The following is a 26,665-nucleotide window of genomic DNA, read 5'->3' on the forward strand; positions in this document are numbered from 1 at the left end:
GTGCGAATCGCTATTTACTTAGCGACGCGCTGCCGGTTAATCTGGCGCGGACGCAGACAGAAGGGAAGGTCTCATGCAGATCAACAACGCCGTCGCGGTGGTGACCGGCGGCGCCTCCGGGCTGGGCCTGGCGACCGTGCGAGAACTGCACGGCCAAGGCGCCAAGGTGGTCATCATCGACCTGCCGTCCTCCGACGGCGAGGCCATCGCGAAGGAACTCGGCGAGAGCGTGGTGTTCGCCGCCGCCGACGTCACCGACGAGGAGCAGGTCACCGCCGCCCTCGACGCCGCCCAGGGCCTCGGCGAACTGCGGATCGCGGTGAACTGCGCCGGCATCGGCAATGCGATCAAGACCGTGAGCAAGAAGGGCGCCTTCCCGCTGGCCGACTTCACCAAGGTCGTCAACGTCAACCTGATCGGCACCTTCAACGTCATCCGTCTTGCCGCCGAACGGATTTCGGCCACCGAGCCGGTCGGCGAGGAGCGCGGCGTCATCATCAACACCGCCTCGGTCGCCGCGTTCGACGGCCAGATCGGCCAGGCCGCCTACTCCGCCTCCAAGGGCGGCATCGTCGGCATGACACTGCCGATCGCGCGGGATCTGTCGAGCCTGAAAATCCGCGTGAACACCATCGCTCCCGGCCTGTTCCACACCCCGCTGTTCGCGACCCTGCCCGACGAGGCGATCGAATCCCTCGGCGCCCAGGTCCCGCACCCGTCCCGGCTCGGCAACCCCACCGAGTACGCCGCCCTCGCCCGCCACATCGTCGAGAACCCGATGCTCAACGGCGAAACCATTCGTCTCGACGGCGCCATCCGCATGGCGCCTCGCTGAGCGAAAACCGCTCCGGCACAACGTCGAAGGCCCGGTCCACGCCGGGCCTTCGGGCTATTCCTCGTACCGGATGTCGTAGCGAGCGGCGATCGGGTTGATCTTCACCGGGTCCAGGACGCCGTCGGTCAGCACCCCGGGCCCCGCCTCGAACAGATCCTGCAGATAGCACTCCCATCCGCCCGGCGACGAGATCTGCAACACCCGCGGCGGCGGATCGGATACGCACCGCAACGCGTGCGGAATCCCGTGCGGCAGTAGCACGAACGTACCGGCGACGGCAGTGAACGACCGATCGTCGAAGTCGACGCCGAGTTGCCCGTCCAATACGTAGATCGCCTCGTCGGCGACGTGGTGGGTGTGCCGCGGGATATCCCTCGCCAAGGACACCTCCAACAGCGAGAACCTTCCTTCGGTGTCCTCGGTTGTGGCCTTCACCGCGAACGTGGGCGGCAGCGCCACCCGGCCGGGGCGGGTGTCGCCGCGGGCCAGGCAGAGGAATCGATCGTGAGACATCGCGTGCTACCCTCTCGATGGAAATAAACGGAATCGGACTCCTATTCCGTTTCGAGTCTAGACCGGGAGGAAGGGCGAGTGTCAAGACCGGAAGTCCCGCGCAGGCCGCGCGCCGACGCGGCCCGTAACCGCGATCGCATTCTGGAGACGGCGCGAATGTTGTTCGCGGAGCGGGGTTCCCAGGTGCAGCTGCCGGAGGTCGCCCGTGCGGCCGGGGTCGGTATCGGTACCGTCTACCGCCACTTCCCCACGCTCGCCGAGCTGATCGACGCGGCCGCCGAGCAGCGTTTCGACGAGATCGAGTCCTTCGCCCGCACCGAGTGCCTCGAGCGCGCTCCCGCCGGGCAGGGGCTGGTCCGCTACCTCGATCATGTCGGCGAGGTGCTGTCCGGGGACCACGGCCTGTCCGCGGCCATCGAGTCGGCTCGCCGCGCACCCGGCAGCGCGCCGCGCGGAGCCACGCGCACGCGGCTCGAGGCGGTCATCGACGACATCGTCCGCCGGGACCGCGAGGCGGGCACATTACGCGACGACTGTTCGGCGGCCGACGTCTACCTTCTGGTCGGCGCGATCTCGGCGACCGTGCGCACCGGCAGCGGCGACTGGCGACGGCTGGTCGACCTCGCTCTCAACGGACTGCGGGCCCGACCCGTGTGATGCGGTGCGGCGCCGTACGGGCCGGTCCCACAACGGGATTCGGCCCGACGGCGCCGCCGGCGACTCAGTGCTCGGTGGTGAGCGCCTTGTTCTGCTCGTCCTCCTCCAGCACCGCTTCGCCGCGCGCGACCATCCCGGCCTCGTCGGACAGTGTGAGGTGCGGGATGAACAGCGCGAGCAGGAAGGCCAGGGCCGCACCGGGAATCAGGTACCAGAACCCCGGCACCAGCGCGTCGACGTAGGCGCCGACGATCGCATCGTGCAAGCCCTCCGGCAGATTCTTGACCGCCGAGGGCACCAGCGCTCCCGGCTGCAGCCCGGACTGCGCCGCCTCCTGGTAGTGCTCGCGGAACACGTCGGTGAGTCCCTCGGTGAGCCGGTGAGTGAAGATCGAGCCGAAGACCGCGACGCCGATCGCGCCGCCCATCTCCCGGAAGTAGTTGTTGGCGCTGGTCGCCGTGCCGATCTGGTTGGGCTGCACCGCGTTCTGCACCACCAGCACGATGACCTGCATGATCAGGCCCAGCCCGGCGCCCATCACGAACAGCATCGCGCCGACCACCCACATCGAGGTGTCCGCGTTCAGCCGCGTCATCCACAGCATGCCGACGACCATGATCAGCGCACCCACCGGCGGATAGATCCGGTAGCGGCCGGTGCGGGTGATGGCGGCCATGGAGGTGGTCAGCGTCGCCATCATGCCGACCATCATCGGGATCAGCAGCAGGCCGGACACGGAAGCCGAAGCGCCGGTGGCCATCTGGAGGTAGGTCGGCAGGAACGCCAGCGCCGCGAACATCACCAGGCCGACCACCAGGCCGATCGCCGAGGTCAGCACGAAGCTGCGGTTGCGGAACAACCACAGCGGCAGCATCGGTTCCTCCGCCCGCGCCTCCACCGCGATGAACGCCGCCACCACGATCACCAGCGCGGCGATCATCGACAGGATCGTCGGCGAGTCCCAGGCGTGCCGCTTGCCGCCCCAGTCGGTGATCAGGATCAGCAGCGCCGTCGCCGACGACATCAGCACGACACCGAGGTAGTCCGGCTTGGTCTTCGGGCGATGACTCGGAATGCTCAAGTAGCGGAAGGCGATTGCCATGGCGGCGAGACCGACCGGCACATTGATCCAGAAACACCACTGCCAGCCGAGATGGTCGGCGAACAGCCCGCCGAGCAGCGGACCGGCGACCGAGGTGAGGCCGAAGACCGCACCCATCGGCGCCATGTACTTGCCGCGATCCTTCGCGGGCACCACATCGGCGATGATGGCCTGCGCCAGGATCATCAGTCCGCCACCGCCGACGCCCTGCAGGCCGCGGAAGACGATGAATTCCCAGAATCCGGTGGACAGCGCCGCACCGACCGACGCCGCGGTGAACACCCCGATCGCGAACAGGAACAGCCAGCGGCGCCCGAACAGGTCGCCGAACTTGCCGTAGATCGGCATCACGATCGTGGTGGCGAGCAGGTAGGACGTTGCCGTCCAAGCCATTTCGGAGACACCGCCGAGCTGGCCGACGATGGTCGGCATGGCGGTGCCCACGATGGTCTGGTCGAGGCTGGCCAGGAACATGCCCGCGATCAACGCGGAGAATATGAGCCAGACCCGCTTCTGGGTCAGGACGATAGGGGGCGGCGACGCGTCGGCCGTCGTGGTCATCGTTCGGTCTCCTTCTACTGTCGCCCGCTGTCGAACAAGCGGGCCGCGAGGTCACATTGATCGTGCAGAGCTTCGGCCAGCGAACGATCCGGGTTGTCGGCCAGCGACATTGCCGCCCTGGTGCTCAGCGCCGACATGAGATGCGCTGTGAGCGCCGCGAATTCGGTCGAGACATCCGCCCCCATCCGCGCCGAGAGCAGTTCCCCGACCGCTTTCTCGTACCGCGCGCCGGCGGCCACGAACGCCGCCAGCACCCGGGACTCCTGCTTGATGATCTCCGCCACCAGCGAAACACTTTCCCGCACTTCATTGTCGGGCTCGTAACCGGAGGCGTACAGCCACGTGAGATCGTCGATCAGCACTCCCGTAGGACCACCGGCGACGAACTGCTCGCGCGTATCCGGCGTGCCGATCTCCCCCACCGGACCGACCACCGCATCCAACTTGGTCTCGTAATAGTTGAAGAACGTCCGAGGCGAGACCCCCACCGCCTTCGCCACATCCTCGGCGGTGGTGGCATCCAACCCCCGCTCCAGCGTCAGCCGCCGCGCCGCCACACACAAGGCCAGCCGTGTCTGCCGCTTCTTCTGCTCCCGCAGCCCCACCGCGGTCTTCCCCTCGGACACCCCAAAAATTTAGCACAAACTGAAAATTTTCAGAAACTGCAAGTTGGTGTGAGGTGGGCCACGGAGCCGGAGATACGCTGCGTGCCGGTCGGCAGCCCTTCCATCGCGAGAATGCCTCTAACCTTCTCCGGCACAAAGGATTTCACGGCGTTTACGGACCGGATGCCGACACCGGCACGACCCTTTCCACGAGCGAAAAGTCTTGCGGTGCATCGCTTGCCGCACCCCCGCTAGGCTCGCCCCGTGAATTCTCTCGACGATGACGAGTTCGACAGGTTCGCGCAGGTCGTGCTGCGGCAGATCAGCGATCTCGGCGACCCGCACGCGCAGTACGACCCGGCGGAATTCGCCATCCAACTCAGCGACGACACCCAGCTGTATCTCGGCAATCTGTTCCAGGACAGCCGCGGGCTGTCGGATCAGGAACGCGACGAGGCGATCGTCCGCTTCGTGACCGTGCTGCGCGACAGCACCGGCGAACTCCCGGGCTGGCCCGACGCGCGGTCGCAACTACGGCCGATCCTGCGGCCCATCACCTTCGGGCTCGACGCACCCCCGGACATGCGCCCCGTATCGCGCCCGGCTTTCCCGTTCGTGCGGGAGATGGTCGCCTACGATCAGCCCGCGGCCCGCTCGATCATTCTCGAAGCGACCCTGCGGGAGTGGGGAATCACGCCCGACGAGCTGTTCGCGGCCGCGCACGAGAATCTCGCGAAGATCACTCCACCGGTACAGGAGCCCGGAGTCTTCGTCCGTTATGTCGACGACGGCGACGCCTACGTCGCCTCCTGGCCGCTGCTGTCCGGCTGGCTGGCGACCCATCGCACGGCCGAACATCGCCCGGTCGCGTTCATGCCCGACTACGACACGCTCATCGTCGCGCCCGACGATCCGGAAATCCTCGGCCAGGTCTTCGAGATGGTCGAGGAGCATTACGGCGATGCGACACGGCCACTTTCACCGCAGGGCTACACCCTCGACGAGCACGATCGGATCGTCCCGTTCGATCGCGGGGGACCGCACCCGCAGTTGCCCGCCGCGATCCGCGCCCGCTGCGGCCTGGCCGTCACCGAATACGGCTTGCAGACGCATTGGCTGAACGAGACCTACGAGCGCGACTTCGACTACGGCCCTTACGATCTCGACCCCGCCTACGTCGGAGCGCTGAGCTATGTCGACGGCGACGACGGCCCGTGCACGGTCGCGGTGTGGGGCGAGGGCGTGGAATGGCTGCTGCCCGAAGCGGATTACCTCAGCATCTACGGCGTCGACCGGCACGACGAGCCGGTGCACCTGTTCGAGGTCTCCTTCACGGATGCCGCCGACATCGCCGGCCTCACCCCGGTACCCGGCATGGCCCCGCCCCGCTACGAGGCCCGGAAATGGCCGACCGCCGATGTCATGTCCAAACTGCGGGCGGCGGCCGTCGGATTGTGAACGGCTCCTTGCCGTGTGGCGGCGCAAAGAACCACCGATGAATTCGGTGGACTCACCGGGTCTACACCTACACCTTGCAGTATGCGAAGAGGAGGACCCATGAGCACGACCCGAGCACTGCCGCCGGTTGTCGACGCCGATGCCTGGCAGCGCGAACTCGACACCCTGCGCAAACGCGAAAAGGCCGCCACCCGCGAACTCGACGCGATCGCCGCCCAGCGCCGCCGCCTGCCGATGGTCGAAATGCCCGAATACACCCTGGAGGGTGAGACGGGCCCGGTCCGGTTGGCCGACGTCTTCGACGGCAGATCACAGTTGATCGTCTACAACCACATGTGGTTCCCCGGCGAGAAATGGCAGTGCGGCGGCTGCACGGGCTTCACCTCGCAATTCACCCGGCTCGAGTTCCTGAACAACTACGACGCCCGTTTCGTCGTCGTCACCCAGGGCCCGATCGACGAGGCCCTCGCCTACAAGCGCCGGGTAGGCAACAAAATGCCATGGTATTCCACCGCGAACAGCCCCTTCGGCACCGACGTCGGCGCCCCACCCGGCGCGGGCTTCGCCGTCAATGTGTTTCTCCGCGACCGCGACACCGTCTACCGCACCTGGCACACCGACGGCCGCGGCACCGAGCAACTGAGCCACTCCTTCGCCCTCATAGACCTCCTGCCCTACGGCCGTCAGGAAGAATGGCAGGACTCCCCGGCCGGCTGGCCTCAATCCCCCGCCTACTCCCGCTGGAGCAGCTCACAGGAAATAGCCGCCGCCTACGGCGACTCTCAACCGGAGTAGCTGTAGCGGCGCATCCATTTGGTCATGATCCATTTCTCGCCCGCGAGGACCGGCGCCCCGGCGTGTTTCGTCGCCGGGTCGAGCTGCCCGAGATCGTTGAAGTATCGGAAATAGACCGCGCGGCCCTTGCGGGGAGAAACCGAGACACCGGCGTCGGTGAAGACGGTCTCACCACCGCTCTCCACGTCGTTCAGATAGACGACGAGGGTCGCCGTGCGCTGGCCACCGCGAGCGATATGGGTTACGTGGCCGGGCTGGTCGGGCGGGAAGTAGTCGAAATGGGCACGGTATTCACCGCCTACTCCATATCGAAGGATCTGCAGACCCTCACCGTTTTCCATCGGCCAATTCATCAACGCCGAGATCCGCCGATCCAACCGCTCGATCAAAGGGTTCTCGCACAGCTTGAAAAAGGTACCCTCGCTGGATCGATTCTTGATCACCTCCGCACGCCCGGTGTCGGAATCGATGATCGTGGACCGCCGCAGTTTGTCTTTCGAGAGCTCCATCACCTCGTCACATTCCTCGGCGGAAAGCACATCATCGAACAGGATCAGCTGCGGACGCTCCAGCCGCACCACCGAATGAATAGCGCGATCGTGCGCATGAACAACCCGATCGGCCGACACCGGACACGTGTCGTACCGGTAACCCGAGGAACCCGGAATCTCTCCCGCCAGACAAGACCGCACGGCCGCGGACGCCACATCCTTGTCGAAACCACCGCTGACCATCGATTCGATCACCGATTCGACGGAACACCCCCGCGCGAGATTCAGCTGCAGCCAGTTCCGCCACGAAGCATCCAATGACACCGCCATATGGCCTGATTCTATGCATCGACGCCCGTACCGGATCTCCACCGGTGGGAATAATTTTCACGTACTTTTCCCGGCGTGATACCGAAGTGACCGAGAAACGCCTGATGAAAGGTGATGGGGTGCTTGAAGCCCGACGCCATGGCAACCTCGTGAACATTCCTGTAGAGCGGATCCCGCAACCTGTCCCATGCCTTTTCCAGCCTGATGGTGCGCAGCAGCTCACCCGGTCCGATATCACCGAGGGATTTGTGCAGCTGCCGAAGGGAGCAATGACAGTCGGCGGCCAGCGAGTGCACAGAGTAATCAGAATCATCCGAGTACGCCCGAGCGTACCGCCGGGCTCTCATCGCAATCGGAAGCAAATCGTCCCGTGCGTCCGCTTCCTCCTCGGCAAGGGCGTAACGGAGCATCTGATACATCAGGTCAGTACCCTGCATGAACTGCAGAGACGTCATGCTCTCTCGGAGCGCGTTCAACTGCTGTATGTGGGAAGCGAGCATGGCGGCCATGGGCCGTTGCCCGAGGTTCGGCGGCACCTTGCCCGCGAGGCGCCGCGGCAGTACTCCATCGGGAACAGTCGCCATAATGCCGACCATTCCGGTGTTGTATTCCATGGTCATCGCGAAGTCCATGCGAAAGGCCCCGACTTCGCCGGGCGCCAGGTCCACGGTTTCGCCATCCGTGCTCAGTCCGATATGACCATGCAGCGGTAGTACCAGCCTGAGGCTCGGATCTCCATCGGCCGCCGCGTTACGGGCGGTCCGGTCGTACCGCATGCGGGTGGAGGTGAACTCGCCGATCACTCGGGCGCCTTGGCGCTGGACCCGGCTCGACGCTGTGAACGCCTCTTGCCGGGGGAAGTGGAAGTTGAACTCCCCTTGGAGCCCGGTGACGAACCCTCGCCACGCGCCCGGGCGTTCGTCCTGGTCGGTGTCCTCGGAAGAGAAGCCCGTGAGCTCAACATCAAGATCGTTCACGTCACCTCGCAACCGTGCACTTTTTCATACTCGATCGTGCAGATTTCCATAAAAACGGCTGGGCCGCACCACATAACGTCATTTCCGCCGCTACGCAGCGGTACCACGGCCGCGCGGAGGGAAGTGACACCGCCCTCGACGTCCATCGCCACAGGAGGGGAGTGATGGACGTCCGCCGGCCGGCCCGCACTCATCGACGAAAAAGCGAGCAGTCGCAGGCCGACAACCTGCGACTGCTCGCCTTTGTGGACCTCGCGGGAACCCACTCGAACCGGACCGACATTGTGCAGGACTTCGCTGAACTGCAGAAGCAGACCGAAAGAAGCGGACCATATACACCGATGCCACCCCGCCCGAGCAGGCCTGGTGTGAGGAAGAAGCAGTTTGGATCGGACGAGGTCGCCGAGATCATAGGCAAGTACATCGCGGGCGCGTCCATGGCAGAGCTGACGGTCGAGCATCACATGGCCAAACGGTAGGTGGCGAAGATCCTCCGACAAAACAATGTGATGATCCGCCCTAGAGGAGGGTGGAGGTCCTGCGCCCTCGATGTCCGACTGGCGATGAACCGGGATGGACAAATTATGTGAGCAGGCCAGCTGATCACAAGGGACGCACGATCAATATAGGTGCTCGATTGTCACCTCACCGTCCCAGTGTCGCGCGAGGTATTCCGCGACCAATCGGCGGTGGCAGTGGTGTGGCTTGTCCTCGCTGCAGAGCAAGACCGCATTGTCGAACTCCTCTCCCGAAATGGTCTTTTCGATGCCTCTTTGCTCCATCAGTTCCAGAAATCGGTCTTCGTATTCCGCCCAGCCGGCGCTCTGCTTCTTGTAATCGTCGAGCATCGGCTGGGTCGGTGCCAGATCGGGCCGGTGAGTGTAGGTCATATCGCAGAGCTCACGGAGGAAGTACCTAAGGTCATCGCGCTTGGCAAAACCAGCCAGTTGCGAGACGTTATTCAGCCGGACATCGATTAGTGTCACCGCACCCGACGCACGCAAGAGGCCAAAAAACCTCTCAGCAGACTTCTTCGTGAACCCTATGGTATGAATTTTCACACTTCTGCTGCCCTTTCCGTGCGAATCTCCTCATCGACGTAGGCGATTCGGCGCTCCTGACGATTCAACGCCTCTTCCAGACGCTCGGCTACCGTGCGGAACAGATCAGGCTCGGCCAGCCCGAACTTGACCATGAGGCGCTCCACTGCCGAGCTGTGACTCTCAAGCTGCCCATCAGCATGAATGTGATCGATCGAAAGGCCGCGCTCGGCGAGCACCCGTGCGATGAGCACCGTCCGATGGCAGTCCAACGGCTCACCCTCGGAACACATAACTGCGATCCGCTCGGTCTGGGCCCCGTTCACCAAGCGTTCGATGCCGCTGGTGAACTCGGATGTCCGGGCGAGGCGAGCGTACTGCACCTGCCCATCAACGTAACAGCTGGCATCCTCCGTGCGCGCTCCGAGTTCCTTACCCATAAACACATACTTGATTCCTGCCTCACGCAGACCACGCTCCACCGCGTTCCGATTGAACTGCGGCGCGAAGCGGCTGGCTGGAACCGAGCGCACATCGGCGACCGCTGTGACGTCATGCTGACGGAGCAACCTCACTAGACCGGGAAGATCGTGTGTGGAGTGACCTATCGTGAGCATCGCGCCGATCGTCATCGCCCGCCACTTACTTTGCTATCACCGCAGTCAACCATTCCCGCCACGACCTTGTAGATGTAGCCATCATCAAACTTCTCAGCGATACTCACGGTCACGAAGGACTCACTTAATCGGTACTTCCCCAGCCCCTTCGACCGAAATCTCTCTCGGTGTACCGGGTCAGTCACCTTCAGCGAATAATCCGCGCCTGCAAAACGAAACCGGGCACGCACAGACGGCCTTCCGTCCTTCGAGTATGGAGGAGGGGGCCCCACCTCTATCATCACCTCATCGACACGTATGAGTTTGAGCGACCCTTTCACTTTATGCTCTTGCTCGACCGGCACACGGTCGTTTATGCCAGAGTACGAGTGGTAGCCGTTGATCCACAAACTACTCGGGCGCTGCTCCAGCAAACACAGCTCGTCCCACCCGATCCGCCCCACTTTTTGCCAGCGGATGGCGGGATCGAGCAACCAGTTCTCCTGCTGGAAGTCGTTCGGCTGATGCTTGACAAGCGCTACAGAAACGACGTCGAGCACCTGTGGCTCAACCCCGCCGCTATATTGCCGCTCTTTCTCATTCACTGCATGACCTGGACGGTCGCTGACAGGACGAATCCACGTCGCCCGATTCCTGGGGAGAGCGAACGGACGAGTCGACTCGATCTCAATTCCCGCCACACATCGGCCTCCATGTTTGTAGGAATTCGCCAGACACACAAGCACTTTGATCACCGTCACGCACATCCTCCAGACTCCCAGCGCTACCACTTGCGATCGTAGCGCCAGGGCACACAACAGGATCGCGACTACCGTAGTCGGGACGCATCACCCACCCGAGACCTATGCAATTACGGGTCACCAAGGCATCGAACACCGAGCCCAAAGCTGGGCTAGGCGACTTTGACGCTCCAATCACCAACATGAGCAACAACATCCAGAGTTCCTCCAAGCGCGACGATGTAGTCACGAACCAAATCCATGGACGTGATCTTGCCATGCTCGATCTGCGACACCCTGGCCTGCGAAACTCCCATCAGCTCAGCGACCTGGGCCTGCGTCGCCCCGCACTGCTTGCGAAGTTCGGCGAGCTGATGTCCGCGCTGCTCCGCGCGCATCTGCTCGCGGCTCTCGTCCCGCGCCGTGACGCGCTCAGGGGAATCCCATGTCGGGTCAATTTCACGAGCTCGCCGCTTGGCCTCTTCCCAAGGCACACCCTTCATGACTCCTCCTTCGTTGCTCGGTAGTCTTTATAGCGCTGTTCAGCAAGGGGGATCGCATCTCGATACCAACGGTTCCACTGGCCGGATTTGTCCCCGGCGACCAGGACGATCGCCTCTCGCCTCGGGTCGAAGACGAACAGCATCCTGATCTCGGAACCCGCTGGTGTTCGAGGGCGAAGTTCCTTGAGGTTGTGCAGCGCCTTGCTGGACTGGATCCGATCGACCAACGGTCTTCCCAACTCCGGTCCACGCTCGGCCAGTTCGTCCAGCGCTTCCTCAATCTTGTCGGCGATCATCGGCTCGTTCTTCACCAGGTCGAGGAACCAGTCGTTGACTGGCTCAAGCAGCAGGATGCTCCATCGCACCGAACGATTATAACTAATCTTTATGCCGGTCGGGGTTCGATGCAGCATCAGGGGACATGGCGGGAATCGAACCGCTGTCTCTGCAAATCCGCAGGTAAAAGCACAATTCGCCCCTGCGGCTCGATCCAGTCGCCAGAAAGAAGAAACCCGCAGGTCGTTGACCTGCGGGTTCTCGTGAAGTGGAGCTGCCGGGAATCGAACCCGGGTCCTCCGCCGCTTCTTCAGGGCTTCTCCGTGTGCAGTTCGCTATGTCTCTGCTCGGATCTCTCGGTCACGCGAACAAGCCGAGATGACGATCCCAGTCGCTGTGCGATGTCCCGTCCGCCTCCGCGACCGAGGCGGACGGTAGAGCCCTCTAGCTGATGCCAGTGACCGGGCCGAGGGCGAACCCGGGCTGACAGACACGCTCTACTGCTTAGGCAGCGAGAGCGTAGTCGCGCTGATGAGAATCGGCGCTTATAGGGTTACAGCGACGCTTACGGTGGTCTCCTGCCTGCACCGACACGCTTCCCCTGAATCGACGTACGCAGTCGAAACCGTTCAGCCCCGTCTCGATCATCGATCCAGATTTCCCGGCTGGTGGCCGGGCTCTCCATCATAACATTGCCACTCACTCGTACATTCCCGCCCCATCCGCACCACCGGACGAGGCGGTCGGGTCACCGCATGCCCTTGATGCGCCTGCCCAGCTCGCGAGTCACCTCCCGCTCGGCGGTGCGCCGGGCCAGGTCCTGGCGCTTGTCGTAGTCCTGCTTGCCCTTGGCCAGCGCCAGCTCCACCTTCACCTTGCCGTCGGAGAAGTACATCGACAGCGGCACCAAGGTCTGCGAACTCTCCTTGGTCTTGCCGGTGAGTTTGTCGATCTCGCGGCGGTGCAGCAGTAGCTTGCGAGTGCGGCGCGGGGCATGGTTGGTCCAGGTGCCGTGCCCGTACTCGGGGATGTGCAGACCGCGCAGCCACACTTCGCCGTCGTCGATGGTGGCATAGGCGTCGACCAGCGACGCCTTACCCTCACGCAGGCTCTTCACCTCGGTACCGACCAGCGCGACCCCGGCCTCGAACGTCTCCAGGATCGTGTAGTTGTGCCGCGCCTTGCGGTTCGTGGCGATCACCTTTCGCCCCTGCTCCTTCATAGCGTTAGACAGTAATGGCCGCGGGCAATCGAATATTCCGCGCGTTCGCTCACGGCGCACGCACGACATCGCCCGATCTGGTGTTCAGCTCCGCTCCCGCGGGTCGAGCACCACCTGGGTGCCCGGGGTCGACGCGACCTGAAGGGTCCGCAGCCGCAGCAGCGACGGGTTCTCCTCGAGCAGGCGCGCGGTGTTGGCCAGCGAGCGCAGCGCGGCCGCCTCGGCGCGAGCGCGCTCCAGGTCGGCCCGGCCGCGCTCCTTGGCGAGCACGGTCTCCAGCGCCGCCTTGCGCAGTTCGCCCGGCAGCATCAGGTCGCGGGCCCGCACGCTCGAGACCCGGATGCCGAGGTCGGCGACTGCTGCGGCCACCTCGTCGGCGCCCGCCAGCAGACCGCGGTCGGCGATCAGCTCGTCGAGCGTGTGCGCGGCGACCTTGTCCCGCGCGGCCTCCTGGACCGCCGCGTACAGCACCGACTCCGAGTACTGCGCGCCCGTGGTGAACGCGAGCGGATCGGTGACCACCCAGTTCACCGCGAAGCTGACGCGCAGCGACAAACCGTCGCGGGTGAGGAGTTCCTGTCCCGACACCTGCAGCTGGCGCGGGCGCATGTCGACCGCGACCAGCGTGCACCGGCGCTGGTCGTAGCGGTGCCGGCCCGGCTCGAGCACCTTCTCGAGCTTGCCGTCGCGGTACAGCAGCGTGCGCTGCCACTCCATCACGGTCGTGAACATCACGAAACTCCTTCCCCCGCATGAACATTCACGCGGATACGCCCTGCCCGGACACGGCAGCGCGGCGGGGGCGCGCTCCGTCGTGACGGAGTGCCCGCAGGGCCGCGGCACCGCATGCGACCGGACAGGACGCACCGCTGGTAGAGGAATCGAACCCCAACAGACTTGATGTCTGCGCCAACCTGAATGGCGTGGCCGCACCGACACGGGGAACGCGGATCGGAGATTCCGGTGCGCCCCTTGTTGCGGCCGAGATCAACGGTAGAGAACCGGACTCCGCCACGCGAGCGAATTTACGGCGCGCTACGTGTGGACCTGGAGGTAGAGAATGAACACCGCGATCCACAGCGCGATCAGGATGATCGTGGATACGCGCGGACGGCCCAGCGCCCGGCGGGCGTGCGGGCGCAGCCAACCGGCCTCGACGGTGCCTTCCGTGACTCGGCCGACCTGCGGCCGAGCGGCGTCGGGCGCATCGCCGGAACCGGAGCCCGAGCCGGAATCGGAGGACTGATCGGAGCGATCGCCACCACCCTGGTCGTGCGTCATGGCGGCACGTTATCCGGCCGGCCCGCGCAACGCGAGCGTTTCGGGCAGTCGGTATGTCTCAGGCACCGGCGGCACCTCCCTACCCTCCCGGCCGGACCTGCAGATAGAGGACCAGCACGGCGAACCACACCGACACCAGCACCATGGTCGAGACCCGTGGGCGGCCCAGCGCTTGGCGCCGGAATCGACGCCACCGCGGCGTGGCCGCCAAGGCGGTCCCGCTCACCTGCGGCGGCGACGGCGCGATCCGGACCGTGTTCTCCGACGGTGCGAAGGCACTTCGACTGGGGGAAACACCATCCCCGTGGACCGCGTCGTCGTCACCGAGTGCCATACCGGAACGGTACCCAGATTCGGGGCCGGGATAAACGCGGGCCCCGGGTCGAGGAGTTGCCTCGGCGCTCAGAACCTTTCGTCGGGCGGGGGTTCGAAATCCCAGTCCGACGGCGGCTCGTGATCCCACTCGGGCGGCGGTTCGTGCTCCTGCGCGGGCTGCGATTCGGGATCCCGCACGGGCTGCGGATTCTGCCGGTCGGCCGGTGCTTCGGTCGGCGGCGTTCGTCGCGACGACGCGCCGCGGGCACGGGACCGTGTGCTCGTCGGTGAACCAGCGGCCGGTACCGCGCGATCGGCAGGAGACTCCGCCGCCTTCGCGGTACCTTGTGGCGCCGAATCGCCCGCCACCACCTCGAGCACGCCCTCGCCGTACTTGGCCCGCTTGTTCTCGCCGATGCCGCTGATCGCGCCGAGCCCGGCGAGGTCGGCCGGTTTGCGCGCGGCGATCTCACGCAGCGTCGCATCGTGGAAGACGACGTAGGCCGGGACGCCCTGTTCCTTGGCTACCGCCGCGCGCCAGGCCCGCAGCCGCTCGAACAGGTCGGCGTCGCCCGGCGGCAGGTCGGCGGCGGCCATGCGGGATGTCTTGGCGCGCGGGGCTTTCGCGGCCTTCACCCGCTCCGGCTCACGGCGCAACAGCACCTTGCGCCCGGAGAACAACACCTCGTTGCTGGGCTCGGTGAGAGTGAGCACACCGTACTCGCCGTGCACGGCCAGCAGCGCCTGCGCGAGCAGCTGCCGGATCACCCCGCGCCATTCGGTGTCGCGCAGCTCGGAACCGACGCCGAAGGTCTTGAGTTCGTTGTGGTTGTGCTGCAATACCTTCGGGTTGGACTTGCCGACCAGGATGTCGGCGATGTGGCCCGCGCCGAAACTCTGCCCCCGCTCCCGCTTGAGCCGCAGCACCGTGGAGAGCACCTTCTGCGCGGCGACGGTGCCGTCCCAGGACTCCGGTGGATTCAGGCAGGTGTCGCAGTTGCCGCACGGCTCGCCGCGCTGGCCGAAGTACGCCAGCAGCTGGGTGCGGCGGCACTGCACCGTCTCGCACAGCGCGAGCATGGCGTCCAGGTGCAGTTGCAACTGACGGCGATGCGCGGCGTCGCCCTCGGAGTTGTCGATCAGCTTGCGCTGCTGCACCACGTCGTTGAGGCCGTAGACCATCCACGCGGTGGAGGGCAGTCCGTCGCGCCCGGCGCGGCCCGTCTCCTGGTAGTAACCCTCGACCGACTTGGGTAGATCGAGGTGGGCGACGAAGCGCACGTCGGGCTTGTCGATGCCCATGCCGAAGGCGATGGTGGCGACCATGACCAGACCGTCCTCGCGCAGGAACCGCGCCTGGTTCGCGGCGCGGATGCGCGCGTCCAGCCCGGCGTGATACGGCAGCGCCTCGACACCGTTGCGGCTGAGGAACTCCGCGGTCTTCTCCACCGAATTGCGCGACAGGCAGTAGACGATGCCCGCCTCGCCCGGATACTCGCTGCTGATGAAGCTCAGCAGCTGCTGATCGGGCCGGTTCTTCGGCTCGATGCGGTATTGGATGTTGGGCCGGTCGAATCCGGCGACGAAATGCTTCGCGGCGGTGAGATCGAGACGCTCGGCGATCTCCTTGCGGGTGGCCTCGGTGGCGGTCGCGGTCAGTGCGATGCGAGGCACATCGGGCCAGCGCTCGTGCAGGACCGACAGCGACAAATAATCGGGCCGGAAATCGTGGCCCCACTGCGAGACACAGTGCGCCTCGTCGATGGCGAACACCGACACCTTCGCCCGGTCCAGCAGTTGCAGGGTCGAGTCGATGCGCAGCCGCTCGGGCGCGAGGTACAGCACATCCAGCTCACCGGCGACGAATTGCGCCTCCATCGCGCGCCGCTGGTCGGGGAATTGGGTCGAGTTGAGGAACCCGGCCCGGACCCCGAGCGCGGTGAGCGCGTCGACCTGGTCCTGCATCAGCGCGATCAGCGGCGAGATCACCACGCCGACACCGGGCCGCACCAGCGCCGGGATCTGATAGCACAGCGATTTGCCGCCGCCGGTGGGCATCAGGACGAGCGCGTCACCGCCGGAGACCACCTGTCCGACGATCTCGGCCTGTAGCCCCCGGAAGCTCTCGTACCCGAACACGCGGCGCAGAACCTCGTGCGCCGCATCGGAATTCGTGCCCGCACCGGGCTGGTCGACCACCGTCTCGAGCGTCTCCGGGGAACTCACCCACGCCATCCTACGGATCTCCGCCGACAGCGCGACCCCCATTCGAACTCCCGCACCCCCTACGTGTGGTGCGCCGCTACTCCCGCACGTAGTACCGCAGGGTGCCGTACGCCGTGAGCGCCGCGAACACGATGCCCACCGGAACGATCGTCATGGTCACGATGGCGATGTCGTCACCGGTGATGCGCGGAAACACCTTGGAGGCGAACAGATCTCCGAGAGCGCGGTCGATCACCAGCGGGCGGGAGATGAGCAGGCCGACCACCGCCAGCACCGAACCCGCCAGCGCGGCCGCCACCGCCTCCATCAGGAACGGCAACTGCGTGTACCAACGGGTGGCGCCGACCAGCCGCATGATGCCGACCTCGGTGCGGCGGGTGAACGCCGCGATCTGCACCATGTTCGCGATCAGCAGCAGCGCCGCCAGCGCCTGCAGCACCGCCAGGCCGAACGCCGCGTTGCGCAGCCCGTCGAACAGGCTGACCAGCCGGTCCACGATGTCCTTGTCGTTGCGGACGAAACCGACGCCCTCGCGGCCCTGGAAGTCCTGGAAGATGCGGGGATACTCGCCCGCGTCCGCCATCTTCACCCGCAGCGAGGCCGGCAGCGGCGACTCGCTGACGTAGGCCGCCAGCTCCGGCTGGTCCTTGAAGGTCTTCTCCTTGGCCTCGCGAATGGCGTCGTCGCGGCTGAGGAACTGCACCGACACCACGCCCGAGGTCTGCTTCAGATCCGCCATCAGCGTCTTGCACGGGTCCTGCGAGCAGTCCCGGTCACCGGCGGAGACCTGGTCGGTCAGGTACAGCCGCACCTCGAGCCGGTCCAGGAAGTACTGCTCGGTCTTGTCGGCCATCCGCACCGCGAGCAGGCCGCCGCCGAGCATGGTCAGCGACACCGCGGTGGTGAGGATCATCGCGATGGTCATGGTGACGTTGCGGCGCAGGCCGTTGAAGACCTCGCCGAACAGGAAGCTCGCGCGCATTACCGGCCCACCCCGTACACGCCGGTCGCCTCGTCGCGCACCAGTCTCCCTCGGTCCAGCTCCACCACGCGCCGGCGCATCGCGTCGACGATGTGGTTGTCGTGGGTCGCCATCAGCACCGTGGTGCCGACGCGGTTGATCCGTTCCAGCAACATCATGATGTCCTGACTGGTGTCCGGGTCGAGGTTGCCGGTGGGCTCGTCGGCCAGCAGCACCAGCGGCCGGTTCACGAACGCCCGCGCGATCGCGACCCGCTGCTGCTCACCGCCGGACAACTCGCTGGGCAGCCGGTCGGCCTTGCCCGACAGGCCCACCAGATCCAGCGCCTCCGGCACCGCGCGCTGGATGAACTTGCGATTCTTGCCGATCACCTCGAGCGCGAAGGCCACGTTCTGCTCCACCGTCTTCTGCTGCAGCAGCCGGAAGTCCTGGAACACGCACCCGATGCGCTGGCGCAACTTGGGCACCCTGCGCCCGGGCAACCGGTCCACCCGGAAGTCGGCGACATGCACCTCGCCGGACGTCGGTTTCTCGTCCTTGAGCAACAGCTGCATGAACGTCGACTTGCCCGAACCGGATGGTCCGATGATGAAGACGAACTCGCCCTTGTCGATCTCGACGGAGACATTGTCCAACGCCGGCCTCGTGGAGGTCGGGAAGGACTTGGTGACGTTCCGCAGGGTTATCACGAGCAGCCAGTGTAGCCAGCGAAGAACGGGCATTCGCCCGGGGCATTTTGCGACTCGCCCGGCGGCGCCACGCCGCATGACCACCCCGAGGGCCGAAATACGCCGTCAGCAGGCACGGCCGATACCGGCCTCGCGATCGCTGTCACATTCGCGTCACCTGTCCGCCGGGGTCGAAATGACCGATTTCGGAATGGTATTCGCGATCGGCGTGAAGCCGGAATGCTCCGGGGTAGCCGGCTTGACGAAAACGTACAGAACGAACGTGGCGACCCAGACGGTGATGAGGATCGCCGTGGACTTACGCGGTTTCACTCATACCCTCCCGGCGCAGCGCCGCGGCCACCCGCACCCGCAGTTCGCGCCCGACTTCGAATTGCTTGCCCGGCAAGGTCCTGGCAACCATTCGGATGTTCATCTGATCGACCGTGAGATCCTCGAGGCCCATCACCGTCGGCTCGTCCAGCAGCAGCGTCTTGAGCCGCCGATCCTGGAACGCCTTGGCACCCACCTCGTGCAGGATCTCGTTGACCCGGGTGATGTCGGCGGTGGCCGGCACCGGCACATCGATCGCCGCGCGCGCCCAATCCTTCGACAGGTTGGTCACTTTCACGATCTGGCCGTTGGGCACCGTGATCACCTCGCCGTCGACGTTGCGCAGGGTGGTGATGCGCAACGTGACGTCCTCGACCGTACCGTCGGCGGGCATCGTCTGCCCGGTGACCGCGATGCTCACCACATCGCCGAACCCGTACTGCCGCTCGGTGATCAGGAAGAAACCGGCCAGCAGGTCCTGCACGATGCGCTGGGCGCCGAAACCCAGTGCAGCGCCGAGCACCGCCGCGGGCGCCACCAGCCCGCTGAGTTCGAATCCCAAGCGCCGCAACACCTGTAGAGCCACGAGGAAGTAGCCGATGGACAGCACCACCCAGGTGACGACCTGCGCCAGCGCGTGCCGGTGCTTGGCCGCCTCCGAGCGGACCAGCGAGTCGCTGCTCTGGAATCCCGCGTCGATGCGCCGGGTGATCCGGTCACGGACGAACGTCGCGAACCGGCTGAACAGCATCGCGCCGATGATGAGCAGCACGATCTCCAGCCCGCTGCTGCGCAGCCAGCTCGTGATGTCCGAGCCGGCGGCGAGATCCGTGCTCATCGGACCGTCCTTCCCGGCGTGAACCGGAAACCACCACGAATCACGCTGCCACCGAAATACACGTCAGACAGGCTACTACGGCGCTCGCGCTGCCCGAAACGTCGTGATTGCGCCGTAATAGCGAGGTACACCGCAATTCCGGGATTACTGTTCACCAACCTGACGCATCCGCCAGCGGATTCCTTCCTCGATGAATCCGTCGATATCGCCGTCGAGCACCGAGCTGGGATTGTTCACCTCGTAGTTGGTGCGCAGATCCTTCACCATCTGGTAGGGGTGCAGCACGTAGGAGCGCATCTGGTTGCCCCACGACGCGCCCTCGGTGGTCTTGAGCGCGTCCATCTCCGCGCGCTCCTCCAGCCGCTTGCGCTCCAGCAGTTTGGCCTGCAGCACGCGCATCGCCGAGATCTTGTTCTGCAGTTGCGATTTCTCGTTCTGGCAGGTGACCACGATGCCGGTCGGGATGTGGGTGATGCGCACCGCGGAGTCGGTGGTGTTGACGCTCTGGCCGCCGGGGCCCGAGGAGCGGTAGACGTCGACGCGGATATCGCCTTCCGGGATATCGATGTGGTCGGTGGTCTCGACCACGGGCAGCACCTCGACCTCGGCGAACGAGGTCTGGCGACGGCCCTGGTTGTCGAACGGGCTGATGCGCACCAGACGGTGCGTGCCCATCTCGACCGAGAGTGTGCCGTAGGCGTAGGGCACCTTCACCGCGAAAGTGGAGCTCTTGATTCCGGCCTCTTCGGCGTAGGAGGTGTCGTAGATCTCGACCGGATACTTGTGCCGCTCCGCCCAGCGCACGTACATGCGCATCAGCATCTGGGCCCAGTCGGCCGCATCGACGCCGCCGGCGCCGGAGCGGATGTTGACCAGCGCCTCGCGCTTGTCGTATTCGCCCGACAGCAGCGTGCGGACCTCCATCGCCTCCACGTCGGTGTGCAGGGCGGCGCGTTCGGCGTCGGCGTCGGCCAGGGCGGCGGTGCGGGCCTCGCCCTCCTCGCCCTCGGCGAGTTCGTAGAGCACCGGGAGGTCTTCCAGGCGCTGGCGCAGTTCGGTGACGCGCCGCAGTTCGCCCTGGGAGTGCGACAGTTCGCTGGTGACCCGCTGTGCGTGCTCCTGGTCGTTCCACAGGTCCGGGTCGGCGGCCTGCTGTTCGAGTTCGTCGATCCGGCGACGCAGCTCGTCGACGTCGAGCACCGACTCGACGGTCTTCAGCGTGGCGTCGAGTTCGGCGAGATCAGCGGAAACGTCAGGATGCACGGTCGTTCAATCTACCGGTCGCGCTCTGCGGCGCGAAATACGCCGAGGTCAGCGGCGAGGTGGCGAGAGGCGCGGTAAGCCACGCGCCGAGCGGTGCGGCACCGCGGCGGACGGTCAGCCCGAGACCGCACGCAGGCCGCCGGGGCGGCGGCCGATCAGCATGTCGAGGGCGTCGGCGGTGGCGGCGTCGGCGGGGAGGCTGATCAGGATGTGCTGGTCGTCGTCGGCGGACAGGTCGAGACGTTCGTAGGCGAAGCGCAGCGATCCCGCTTCCGGGTGATTCAGCCGCGCGATGCCGTTGGCGTCGGCGAAACCCGGAATCCGCTCCATGCGGCCGGTGAATTCCGCGCCCACGGTGACGGTCAGCTCCTCGATCAAGGCGGTAACCTGCGAATCCGATTGGTAGGGGCCCTCTTTGAGGTTCGCGACCGCCTTGTCGGCCCAGTGCTCCCAATCCGGATAGGCCGTGCGAGCCCGCTCGTCGGTGAACAGATAGCGCGGGATACTGGCCGGGAGCCCGCCGTCGAGCAGCCCGATCGGACCCATGACCTGGTGGTACCCGTCCGTGCAGGCCAGCACCTCGCCGAGCCGGTTGAGCACGGCGGCGGGAGCGGGTTCGAGCTGGTCCAGCACGGCCTGCACACCCGGGCGCACCACCCGGTTCGGCGTAGCGCCACCCAGGCAGTGGAACCCCGGATCCGCGCCCTTGACCAGCCGATACATATGCACGCGCTGACTGGGTGTCATACGCAGCGCATCGGCGAGCGCCGAGAGCACCGCCGAGGACGGGCGGCGATCGCGGCCCTGTTCCAGGCGGATCAGATATTCGACGCTGACCCCGGCCAGCGTGGCCAGTTCGGCACGGCGCAGTCCGGGGGTGCGCCGCCGCGCACCGGCCGGGAGGCCGACCTCGGCGGGCGTGACGGCCTCGCGCCGGGTGCGCAGGAACAAGCCGAGTTCGTTGTCACTCACAGCCCGTCACTCCCGCCTGTCGTTCGTGAGGTCCGGGTTGCGGAAGGTTCGCATGCCTCGGCCGGATGCGGTCGCCGCGCCGGCCGAGCGTGATTCGCGCGCCGGGGCGTCTCCGCCCACTGTCGCGTTCCCTGTTCGCCCGCATACCGCACCTCGCTCCTCCCGGGTCAGCGGCGCGCTCACCGCTCTCCCCCGCCTTCTCGACGCTAACAGCGGAGGCGGCGCGCAGGGTATCCCTCTCACTACCACCCTCACAGCGGGCTCCCTGATCTTGGCGCCGGACAGCAGAGTCGTAGCAAGCGATACGACAATGCCTGTGAAGGAGACTCGAATGTCCAGCAACACCCCCCGCCTCGCCGTGATCATCGCCAGCGTTCGCGACGGGCGGTTCGGACCCGTGGTCGCGAACTGGTTCGTCGAGCAGGCCCGCGAGCACGGCGAGTTCGAGGTCGACGTGGTGGATCTCGCCGAGGCGGAATTGCCGCTCGCGCTGCCCGCGACCTCGCCGAGGATGGAACCGAATCCGGTCCGCCCGGCCGGAATGGCCGCGCTCACCGACAGTCTCGAGCGGGCCGACGCCGTCGTGATCGTGACTCCGGACATCAACCGCAGCTACCCGGCGTCGCTGAAGACCGCCATCGACTGGCACTTCACCCAGTGGGACCGCAAGGCGATCGGTTTCGTCGGCTACAGCGGCCTCACCGGCGGCCTGCTCGCCATCGAGCACCTGCGCTCGGTGTTCAACGAACTCAATGCCCACACCGTCCGCGACTACGTGTCCTTCCCCCGCTACTACCTCCTGTTCGACGCCGAGGGCAACCTGACCGAGCCCGAGGGCCCGGCCGAGGCCGCCACCGCCATGCTCGACCAATTGCGCTGGTGGGCAAGCGCATTGGCCGCCGCCCGCGTCGCCGCCTGATGGGTCCGGCACCGGCTCCCCCGCGCCGTCCGCCGAACGCAAGAGCGGAACCACTGCGCCACCGTCCGAGGGCATTCGGTATCAGGGGGGCGTCACTCGATGAAGCAACCGCGACACCCGGCCCGACCAGGTGATGCCGCACGGCCGCCGATTGCACCGGGCCGCCGTACCGCGCTGCGAAGCTCTGAGCCCGCAACGCGATGAGCTACCGCCGCGGCACCGTCGGCGCAAGCGTGGCACCCGCTGACCGGACACTCGCAAGCGTGGCACCCACTGACCGGACACGGTGTCGCATGGTTCGGTACGGCGTGATCTGATGGCGGTTCGGCCGTCGATGAGGAGGGTGGATGAGCACGTTCGCGGTGACCGGGAGCGCGTCGGGAATCGGTGCGGCGGTGAGTGCGCATCTCGGCGAGGCCGGGCATCGGGTGATCGGCGTGGATCTGCGCGATGCCGAGGTGACAGCCGACCTCGGAACCGGCGCCGGGCGCGCGCACGCCGTCGCGGAGATCACGCGGCTCAGCGATGGGCGACTCGACGGCTTCCTGCCCTTCGCCGGAGTGGCCGCGGCGACCGGCCGACCGGGCGGGCTCGTGGTGTCGGTCAACTACTTCGGCGCCATCGAACTCCTGGAGGGTGTGCGTCCGTTGCTGCGCGCGGCCGGGAACGCGTCGGTGGTGCTGGTCTCCTCCAATTCCACGACGACACAACCGGGTTGGCCGGTCGAACTCGCCGACGCCTGCCTGGCCGGAGACGAGCAGCGGGCCCGCGATATCGCCGAATCCTTCGGCGAGTGGGGCGCCATCCAGGCGTATCCGGCCACCAAGGCGGCGCTGGCCTGGTATGCCCGCACCCGGTCGGCCGAATACATCAAGGACGGCATCCGGCTCAACGCCATCGCACCGGGGATCATCGATACCCCGATGACCCAGGAGGGCACCGACGACGCTCTCATCGGCGAGGGCATGAAGGGCTTCCTCGCGGCGACACCGATCGGCCGAGCCGGGCGACCGGAGGAGATCGCGGCGCTGGTGGGATTCCTGACCTCGGACAGGGCCGGGTTCTTCGTGGGCTCGGTGTTGTTCTGCGACGGCGGCATCGACGCCGCCTTCCGCGGCAAGGACTGGCCCGCGGTCTGGGAGATTCCGCGGTAACGGCCGTCGGACCACAGGCTCGAGCCCGGCCGGGCACCGGCTAACGTGTGCCGCGTGACCGACCATTCCGCGGACCTCGAGCTCGCCCTGCGCCTGGCCGACGCGGCCGACGCGATCACCCGCGCCCGCTTCGGTGCCTTGGATCTGAAGGTCGACAGCAAGCCGGACCTGACACCGGTGTCGGACGCGGATCTCGCGGTGGAGCGCGCCCTGCGCGCCGAACTCGAACGCGAGCGTCCCGGCGACGCCGTGCTGGGCGAGGAATTCGGTGGCGATGCCGAATTCACCGGACGGCAGTGGGTGCTCGATCCGATCGACGGCACCAAGAACTTCGTGCGCGGAGTTCCGGTGTGGGCGTCGCTGATCGCGCTGCTCGTCGACGGCGTACCGGTGGTGGGTGTGGTGAGCGCGCCCGCGCTGTCTCGAAGGTGGTGGGCCGCAACCGGTTCCGGCGCCTGGACCAGTTTCGAGTCCGGGCCGGCGAAGGCGATCGCGGTGTCGGCGGTCCGCGAACTGGGCGCCGCCAGCCTGGCCATCTCCAGCCTTTCCGGCTGGCGCGATCTCGGCCTGCGCGATCGGCTCATCGATCTCACCGACGCGGTGTGGCGGACCCGCGGTTACGGCGACTTCTTCAGCTACTGCCTGCTCGCCGAGGGCGCGGTCGACATCGCCACCGAACCCGAAGTGTCCCTGTGGGATCTGGCGCCCCTGGACGTTCTCGTCCGCGAGGCCGGGGGGCGCTTCACCGCCCTCGACGGCGCCGACGGCCCGCACGGCGGCAGCGCGGTGGCCACCAACAGCGACCTCCACGACGAAGTCCTCAGCCGCCTCCGCCCCTGACCGAGTCGCACCGCCGCGTCCCCGGATCAGCTCGGCAGGTCACCCACGAAGACCGCGAGATCCTTGTGCTCCCAGGCCGATTCGACGGAGAAGCCCGCGTCGCTCAGCCAGCGTGAGTGGTCGGCGGCGGTGCTGGGGGTGTCATAGGCGCCGTCGATCGGGGTGACGACATCGGCGGGGTCTTCGGGAATCACCAAGTCGCCCAGGACGAATCGGCCGCCGGGCACGAGTTCGCGGGCCACGCGGCGAAACAGGTCGGCCTTGCCCGGACCGTCGAGGTGGTGCACCGCCAGCGCCGAGACGACCAGTTCGAACGGGCCGGCCGGCAGCGGATCCTGCAGACGGCCCACCCGGAGTTCGGCATGGACCGGCAGCACCGCGCGAGCGTGGGCCAGCATCGTCGCACTCGCGTCCACGCCGACGAGGGTCGCTCCGGTGTGCACCTGAAGCACGCCGCGGGCCGTGACCCCGGTGCCGGTGCCCAGGTCCAGCACCCGCCCGACCCGGCCGACCCCGATCGTCGCGTCACGCACCGCGGCCTGTAGCCGGGCGTAGTCGGGAACCTCCGCGGCCATCAGGTCGTCGTAGGTATCGGGATCGAAATGAAACTGGCCCATCAACAGACACTATCGGCACGGAGCTGTGGCGGAGATCGCTCTGTGTGTGCTGCCGCTCGACTCCTTTCTTACTCTGGAGTAAGATAGCCTTACTCGACAGTAAGATGCTGGGACCGATCACCCACCACCCACCCCGAGAAGACTGGTGATTATGAGCACTCGAGACACCGCAACGAAGCGACGTCCGGATTCCGCCGTGGGCCTGAATCCGCAGAAGCGCGACTGGATGGGCGCGGCCATGCGGGTCATGACGACCCTGACCGGGTCCGAGCTCGCCGAGAAGTACAAGCTGCGCGAGCCGATCAACCGGCTCACCTACGAAGGCACCAAGACCGGCTTCCGCACCCTGGGCCGGGCCACCCGCGCGTTCAACAAGGTGGCCGGCGGCGGTCAGCCGAAGCGGTTGCCCGCCAACGAGTCCCGCACCAAGGACTACTTCGACCTCACCCCGAGCGACGAGCAGAAGATGATCGTCGAGACGGTGCGCGAGTTCGCCGAGGAGATCCTGCGCCCGGCCGCCTACGAGGCCGACGGCGCCGCCAAGGCGCCGCAGGATCTGCTCGAGCGCGCCGCCGAACTCGGCATCACGCTGATCAATGTGCCCGAGGAGCTGGAGGGCGCGGCCGCCGAGCGCGGCGCGGTCACCAACTCGATGGTCGCCGAGGCGCTCGCGCACGGCGACATGGGGCTGGCGCTGCCGATCCTGGCGCCCTCGGGTGTCGCGGTCGCGCTGTCGCAGTGGGGCACCGACGCACAGCAGAAGACCTACCTGGGCGCCTTCACCGGTGAGAACGTGCCGCAGGCCTCGGTCGTGATCAGTGAGCCGCGGCCGCTGTTCGACCCGTTCGCGCTGCAGACCAAGGCCACCCGTTCGCCCAGCGGCTACCGGCTCAACGGCGTGAAGAGCCTGGTCCCGGCCGCCGGTGACGCCGAACTGTTCGTCGTCGCCGCCGAGCTGGACGGCCGCCCGGCGCTGTTCATCGTGGAATCCGACACCCCGGGCGTGGTGATCGAGGCCGACCCGAGCATGGGTCTGCGCGCCGCGGGCCTGGGCCGGCTGATCCTGGACAATGTGGCCGTCTCCACCGACGCGGTCCTGGGTGACGGCGACGCCGCCCAGCGCGCCGAGGAGTACGCCGACGCGGTCCGGCTGGCCCGCCTGGGCTGGGCGTCGCTCGCGGTCGGCACCGGCCAGGCCGTGCTGGACTACGTGATCCCGTACGTGAAGGAGCGCGAGGCGTTCGGTGAGCCGATCGCACATCGCCAGGCGGTGGCGTTCATGGTCGCCAATATCGCGATCGAACTGGACGGCATGCGGCTCGTGACTCTGCGGGGTGCGTCACGCGCGGAGCAGGGCCTGTCGTTCGCTCGCGAGGCGGCGCTGGCCCGGAAGCTGGCCACCGACAAGGGCATGCAGATCGGCCTGGACGGCGTGCAGCTGCTCGGCGGCCACGGCTTCACCAAGGAGCACCCGGTCGAGCGCTGGTACCGCGATCTGCGCGCCATCGGCATCGCCGAGGGTGTTGTTCTCGTCTAGCCCGACTTCCGCAACGGAG

30 protein-coding genes and 1 other RNA gene are annotated in these 26,665 nt (G+C 66.5%); 9 read left to right on the forward strand and 22 right to left on the reverse strand.

The window, feature by feature from the left end; genetic code table 11:
* Positions 1 to 73: 73 nt before the first annotated feature.
* Positions 74 to 835, forward strand: a complete 762-nt coding sequence (locus ACFMRZ_RS14150; protein ID WP_280272862.1) for a 3-hydroxyacyl-CoA dehydrogenase — start codon at positions 74 to 76, stop codon at positions 833 to 835.
* 54 nt (positions 836 to 889) lie between these two features.
* Here ACFMRZ_RS14150 and ACFMRZ_RS14155 read toward each other — a convergent pair whose 3' ends face one another.
* Complete coding sequence (locus ACFMRZ_RS14155; protein WP_400179513.1) at positions 890 to 1,348, reverse strand: cupin domain-containing protein; 459 nt, start codon at positions 1,346 to 1,348, stop codon at positions 890 to 892.
* Positions 1,349 to 1,426: 78 nt separating this feature from the next.
* Between ACFMRZ_RS14155 and ACFMRZ_RS14160 the strand changes: the two genes are divergently transcribed.
* A complete protein-coding gene (locus ACFMRZ_RS14160; protein ID WP_400179514.1) occupies positions 1,427 to 2,005 on the forward strand; it encodes a TetR/AcrR family transcriptional regulator in 579 nt (192 codons plus the stop codon).
* Positions 2,006 to 2,069: 64 nt separating this feature from the next.
* Here the strand turns inward: ACFMRZ_RS14160 and ACFMRZ_RS14165 are convergent, their stop codons facing one another.
* A complete protein-coding gene (locus tag ACFMRZ_RS14165) occupies positions 2,070 to 3,668 on the reverse strand; it encodes an MDR family MFS transporter (protein WP_280272859.1) in 1,599 nt (532 codons plus the stop codon).
* Positions 3,669 to 3,682: 14 nt separating this feature from the next.
* Positions 3,683 to 4,294: a TetR/AcrR family transcriptional regulator gene (locus tag ACFMRZ_RS14170; protein ID WP_400179515.1), complete on the reverse strand. Its 612-nt coding sequence runs from the start codon at positions 4,292 to 4,294 to the stop codon at positions 3,683 to 3,685.
* A gap of 243 nt (positions 4,295 to 4,537) precedes the next feature.
* Between ACFMRZ_RS14170 and ACFMRZ_RS14175 the strand changes: the two genes are divergently transcribed.
* Together ACFMRZ_RS14175 and ACFMRZ_RS14180 are read left to right on the forward strand one after the other, a co-directional pair.
* A complete protein-coding gene (locus ACFMRZ_RS14175) occupies positions 4,538 to 5,731 on the forward strand; it encodes a hypothetical protein (protein WP_400179516.1) in 1,194 nt (397 codons plus the stop codon).
* A gap of 99 nt (positions 5,732 to 5,830) precedes the next feature.
* Entirely contained in the window at positions 5,831 to 6,526 is a 696-nt protein-coding gene (locus tag ACFMRZ_RS14180) for a DUF899 family protein (RefSeq protein WP_280272856.1), read from the forward strand.
* On the opposite strand, the gene ACFMRZ_RS14185 is transcribed toward ACFMRZ_RS14180, so the two are convergent.
* Together ACFMRZ_RS14185 and ACFMRZ_RS14190 are read right to left on the reverse strand one after the other, a co-directional pair.
* Complete coding sequence (locus ACFMRZ_RS14185) at positions 6,514 to 7,347, reverse strand: 2OG-Fe(II) oxygenase (RefSeq protein ID WP_400179517.1); 834 nt, start codon at positions 7,345 to 7,347, stop codon at positions 6,514 to 6,516. The two genes, ACFMRZ_RS14180 and ACFMRZ_RS14185, sit on opposite strands and share 13 nt — an antisense overlap.
* Before the next feature lie 11 nt (positions 7,348 to 7,358).
* Positions 7,359 to 8,324 (reverse strand): helix-turn-helix transcriptional regulator, encoded by a 966-nt coding sequence (locus ACFMRZ_RS14190; RefSeq protein WP_400179518.1) that lies wholly within the window; start codon positions 8,322 to 8,324, stop codon positions 7,359 to 7,361.
* Between the two features lie 164 nt (positions 8,325 to 8,488).
* Here ACFMRZ_RS14190 and ACFMRZ_RS14195 point away from each other — a divergent pair, with 164 nt between their 5' ends.
* The gene (locus tag ACFMRZ_RS14195; protein ID WP_400179519.1) at positions 8,489 to 8,803 is read left to right on the forward strand and encodes a hypothetical protein; all 315 of its coding nucleotides are present in this window, start codon (positions 8,489 to 8,491) and stop codon (positions 8,801 to 8,803) included.
* A gap of 141 nt (positions 8,804 to 8,944) precedes the next feature.
* Here ACFMRZ_RS14195 and ACFMRZ_RS14200 read toward each other — a convergent pair whose 3' ends face one another.
* From ACFMRZ_RS14200 to ACFMRZ_RS14275, 16 genes are all read right to left on the reverse strand, one after another.
* On the reverse strand, positions 8,945 to 9,385 hold the full coding sequence (locus ACFMRZ_RS14200; RefSeq protein WP_400179520.1) for a DUF488 family protein: 441 nt from the start codon (positions 9,383 to 9,385) through the stop codon (positions 8,945 to 8,947).
* Complete coding sequence (locus ACFMRZ_RS14205; RefSeq protein WP_400179521.1) at positions 9,382 to 9,996, reverse strand: DUF488 family protein; 615 nt, start codon at positions 9,994 to 9,996, stop codon at positions 9,382 to 9,384. Before ACFMRZ_RS14205 ends, ACFMRZ_RS14200 begins: the two co-directional genes overlap by 4 nt.
* Positions 9,993 to 10,721: a dual OB domain-containing protein gene (locus tag ACFMRZ_RS14210; RefSeq protein WP_400179522.1), complete on the reverse strand. Its 729-nt coding sequence runs from the start codon at positions 10,719 to 10,721 to the stop codon at positions 9,993 to 9,995. Before ACFMRZ_RS14210 ends, ACFMRZ_RS14205 begins: the two co-directional genes overlap by 4 nt.
* A 152-nt stretch (positions 10,722 to 10,873) precedes the next feature.
* Positions 10,874 to 11,203: a helix-turn-helix domain-containing protein gene (locus ACFMRZ_RS14215; protein WP_400179523.1), complete on the reverse strand. Its 330-nt coding sequence runs from the start codon at positions 11,201 to 11,203 to the stop codon at positions 10,874 to 10,876.
* A complete protein-coding gene (locus ACFMRZ_RS14220; protein WP_400179524.1) occupies positions 11,200 to 11,568 on the reverse strand; it encodes a type II toxin-antitoxin system RelE/ParE family toxin in 369 nt (122 codons plus the stop codon). The genes ACFMRZ_RS14215 and ACFMRZ_RS14220 overlap by 4 nt, the downstream gene beginning before the upstream one ends.
* A 177-nt stretch (positions 11,569 to 11,745) precedes the next feature.
* Positions 11,746 to 12,116: a transfer-messenger RNA gene (ssrA, locus tag ACFMRZ_RS14225) on the reverse strand.
* Between the two features lie 111 nt (positions 12,117 to 12,227).
* Positions 12,228 to 12,701 (reverse strand): SsrA-binding protein SmpB, encoded by a 474-nt coding sequence (gene smpB / locus ACFMRZ_RS14230; protein WP_187687280.1) that lies wholly within the window; start codon positions 12,699 to 12,701, stop codon positions 12,228 to 12,230.
* 84 nt (positions 12,702 to 12,785) lie between these two features.
* Positions 12,786 to 13,433, reverse strand: a complete 648-nt coding sequence (locus ACFMRZ_RS14235; RefSeq protein WP_280360807.1) for a slipin family protein — start codon at positions 13,431 to 13,433, stop codon at positions 12,786 to 12,788.
* Positions 13,434 to 13,736: 303 nt separating this feature from the next.
* On the reverse strand, positions 13,737 to 13,982 hold the full coding sequence (locus ACFMRZ_RS14240; protein ID WP_400179525.1) for a hypothetical protein: 246 nt from the start codon (positions 13,980 to 13,982) through the stop codon (positions 13,737 to 13,739).
* A gap of 79 nt (positions 13,983 to 14,061) precedes the next feature.
* Complete coding sequence (locus ACFMRZ_RS14245; RefSeq protein WP_400179526.1) at positions 14,062 to 14,316, reverse strand: hypothetical protein; 255 nt, start codon at positions 14,314 to 14,316, stop codon at positions 14,062 to 14,064.
* Between the two features lie 68 nt (positions 14,317 to 14,384).
* Entirely contained in the window at positions 14,385 to 16,523 is a 2,139-nt protein-coding gene (recQ, locus tag ACFMRZ_RS14250) for a DNA helicase RecQ (protein ID WP_400179527.1), read from the reverse strand.
* A 76-nt stretch (positions 16,524 to 16,599) separates the two neighbouring features.
* The gene (gene ftsX, locus ACFMRZ_RS14255) at positions 16,600 to 17,505 is read right to left on the reverse strand and encodes a permease-like cell division protein FtsX (protein WP_280272850.1); all 906 of its coding nucleotides are present in this window, start codon (positions 17,503 to 17,505) and stop codon (positions 16,600 to 16,602) included.
* A complete protein-coding gene (gene ftsE, locus ACFMRZ_RS14260; RefSeq protein WP_280272849.1) occupies positions 17,505 to 18,194 on the reverse strand; it encodes a cell division ATP-binding protein FtsE in 690 nt (229 codons plus the stop codon). The genes ftsX and ftsE overlap by 1 nt, the downstream gene beginning before the upstream one ends.
* Before the next feature lie 298 nt (positions 18,195 to 18,492).
* Complete coding sequence (locus ACFMRZ_RS14265; RefSeq protein WP_280272848.1) at positions 18,493 to 19,344, reverse strand: mechanosensitive ion channel family protein; 852 nt, start codon at positions 19,342 to 19,344, stop codon at positions 18,493 to 18,495.
* Positions 19,345 to 19,488: 144 nt separating this feature from the next.
* Positions 19,489 to 20,607 (reverse strand): peptide chain release factor 2, encoded by a 1,119-nt coding sequence (prfB, locus tag ACFMRZ_RS14270; protein WP_280272847.1) that lies wholly within the window; start codon positions 20,605 to 20,607, stop codon positions 19,489 to 19,491.
* A gap of 114 nt (positions 20,608 to 20,721) precedes the next feature.
* Entirely contained in the window at positions 20,722 to 21,579 is an 858-nt protein-coding gene (locus ACFMRZ_RS14275; RefSeq protein ID WP_400179528.1) for a helix-turn-helix domain-containing protein, read from the reverse strand.
* A 331-nt stretch (positions 21,580 to 21,910) separates the two neighbouring features.
* Here ACFMRZ_RS14275 and ACFMRZ_RS14280 point away from each other — a divergent pair, with 331 nt between their 5' ends.
* The 3 genes from ACFMRZ_RS14280 (at position 21,911) to hisN (ending at position 24,492) form a co-directional block, all read left to right on the forward strand.
* A complete protein-coding gene (locus ACFMRZ_RS14280; protein ID WP_400179529.1) occupies positions 21,911 to 22,498 on the forward strand; it encodes an NADPH-dependent FMN reductase in 588 nt (195 codons plus the stop codon).
* A 347-nt stretch (positions 22,499 to 22,845) separates the two neighbouring features.
* Positions 22,846 to 23,652: an SDR family oxidoreductase gene (locus tag ACFMRZ_RS14285; protein WP_400179530.1), complete on the forward strand. Its 807-nt coding sequence runs from the start codon at positions 22,846 to 22,848 to the stop codon at positions 23,650 to 23,652.
* 54 nt (positions 23,653 to 23,706) lie between these two features.
* Positions 23,707 to 24,492 (forward strand): histidinol-phosphatase, encoded by a 786-nt coding sequence (gene hisN, locus ACFMRZ_RS14290; protein ID WP_400179531.1) that lies wholly within the window; start codon positions 23,707 to 23,709, stop codon positions 24,490 to 24,492.
* Positions 24,493 to 24,518: 26 nt separating this feature from the next.
* On the opposite strand, the gene ACFMRZ_RS14295 is transcribed toward hisN, so the two are convergent.
* Positions 24,519 to 25,109, reverse strand: a complete 591-nt coding sequence (locus tag ACFMRZ_RS14295) for a class I SAM-dependent methyltransferase (protein ID WP_400179532.1) — start codon at positions 25,107 to 25,109, stop codon at positions 24,519 to 24,521.
* 145 nt (positions 25,110 to 25,254) lie between these two features.
* Here ACFMRZ_RS14295 and ACFMRZ_RS14300 point away from each other — a divergent pair, with 145 nt between their 5' ends.
* Positions 25,255 to 26,646 (forward strand): acyl-CoA dehydrogenase family protein, encoded by a 1,392-nt coding sequence (locus ACFMRZ_RS14300; protein WP_400179533.1) that lies wholly within the window; start codon positions 25,255 to 25,257, stop codon positions 26,644 to 26,646.
* Positions 26,647 to 26,665: the final 19 nt, after the last annotated feature.

This window comes from Nocardia sp. N2S4-5 (assembly GCF_044628355.1).
GTDB classification, from domain to species: Bacteria; Actinomycetota; Actinomycetes; order Mycobacteriales; family Mycobacteriaceae; genus Nocardia; species Nocardia wallacei_B.

Coding starts and splice junctions, on each gene's coding strand:
- ACFMRZ_RS14150 (WP_280272862.1), top strand. CDS start 74: ATGCAGATCAACAACGCCGTCGCGGTGGTGACCGGCGGCGCCTCCGGG.
- ACFMRZ_RS14155 (WP_400179513.1), bottom strand. CDS start 1,348: ATGTCTCACGATCGATTCCTCTGCCTGGCCCGCGGCGACACCCGCCCC.
- ACFMRZ_RS14165 (WP_280272859.1), bottom strand. CDS start 3,668: ATGACCACGACGGCCGACGCGTCGCCGCCCCCTATCGTCCTGACCCAG.
- ACFMRZ_RS14180 (WP_280272856.1), top strand. CDS start 5,831: ATGAGCACGACCCGAGCACTGCCGCCGGTTGTCGACGCCGATGCCTGG.
- ACFMRZ_RS14185 (WP_400179517.1), bottom strand. CDS start 7,347: ATGGCGGTGTCATTGGATGCTTCGTGGCGGAACTGGCTGCAGCTGAAT.
- ACFMRZ_RS14195 (WP_400179519.1), top strand. CDS start 8,489: ATGGACGTCCGCCGGCCGGCCCGCACTCATCGACGAAAAAGCGAGCAG.
- ACFMRZ_RS14205 (WP_400179521.1), bottom strand. CDS start 9,996: ATGACGATCGGCGCGATGCTCACGATAGGTCACTCCACACACGATCTT.
- ACFMRZ_RS14215 (WP_400179523.1), bottom strand. CDS start 11,203: ATGAAGGGTGTGCCTTGGGAAGAGGCCAAGCGGCGAGCTCGTGAAATT.
- smpB (WP_187687280.1), bottom strand. CDS start 12,701: ATGAAGGAGCAGGGGCGAAAGGTGATCGCCACGAACCGCAAGGCGCGG.
- ACFMRZ_RS14235 (WP_280360807.1), bottom strand. CDS start 13,433: ATGTTCACGACCGTGATGGAGTGGCAGCGCACGCTGCTGTACCGCGAC.
- ACFMRZ_RS14240 (WP_400179525.1), bottom strand. CDS start 13,982: ATGACGCACGACCAGGGTGGTGGCGATCGCTCCGATCAGTCCTCCGAT.
- ACFMRZ_RS14245 (WP_400179526.1), bottom strand. CDS start 14,316: ATGGCACTCGGTGACGACGACGCGGTCCACGGGGATGGTGTTTCCCCC.
- ftsX (WP_280272850.1), bottom strand. CDS start 17,505: ATGCGCGCGAGCTTCCTGTTCGGCGAGGTCTTCAACGGCCTGCGCCGC.
- ACFMRZ_RS14265 (WP_280272848.1), bottom strand. CDS start 19,344: ATGAGCACGGATCTCGCCGCCGGCTCGGACATCACGAGCTGGCTGCGC.
- ACFMRZ_RS14280 (WP_400179529.1), top strand. CDS start 21,911: ATGTCCAGCAACACCCCCCGCCTCGCCGTGATCATCGCCAGCGTTCGC.
- ACFMRZ_RS14285 (WP_400179530.1), top strand. CDS start 22,846: ATGAGCACGTTCGCGGTGACCGGGAGCGCGTCGGGAATCGGTGCGGCG.
- ACFMRZ_RS14295 (WP_400179532.1), bottom strand. CDS start 25,109: ATGGGCCAGTTTCATTTCGATCCCGATACCTACGACGACCTGATGGCC.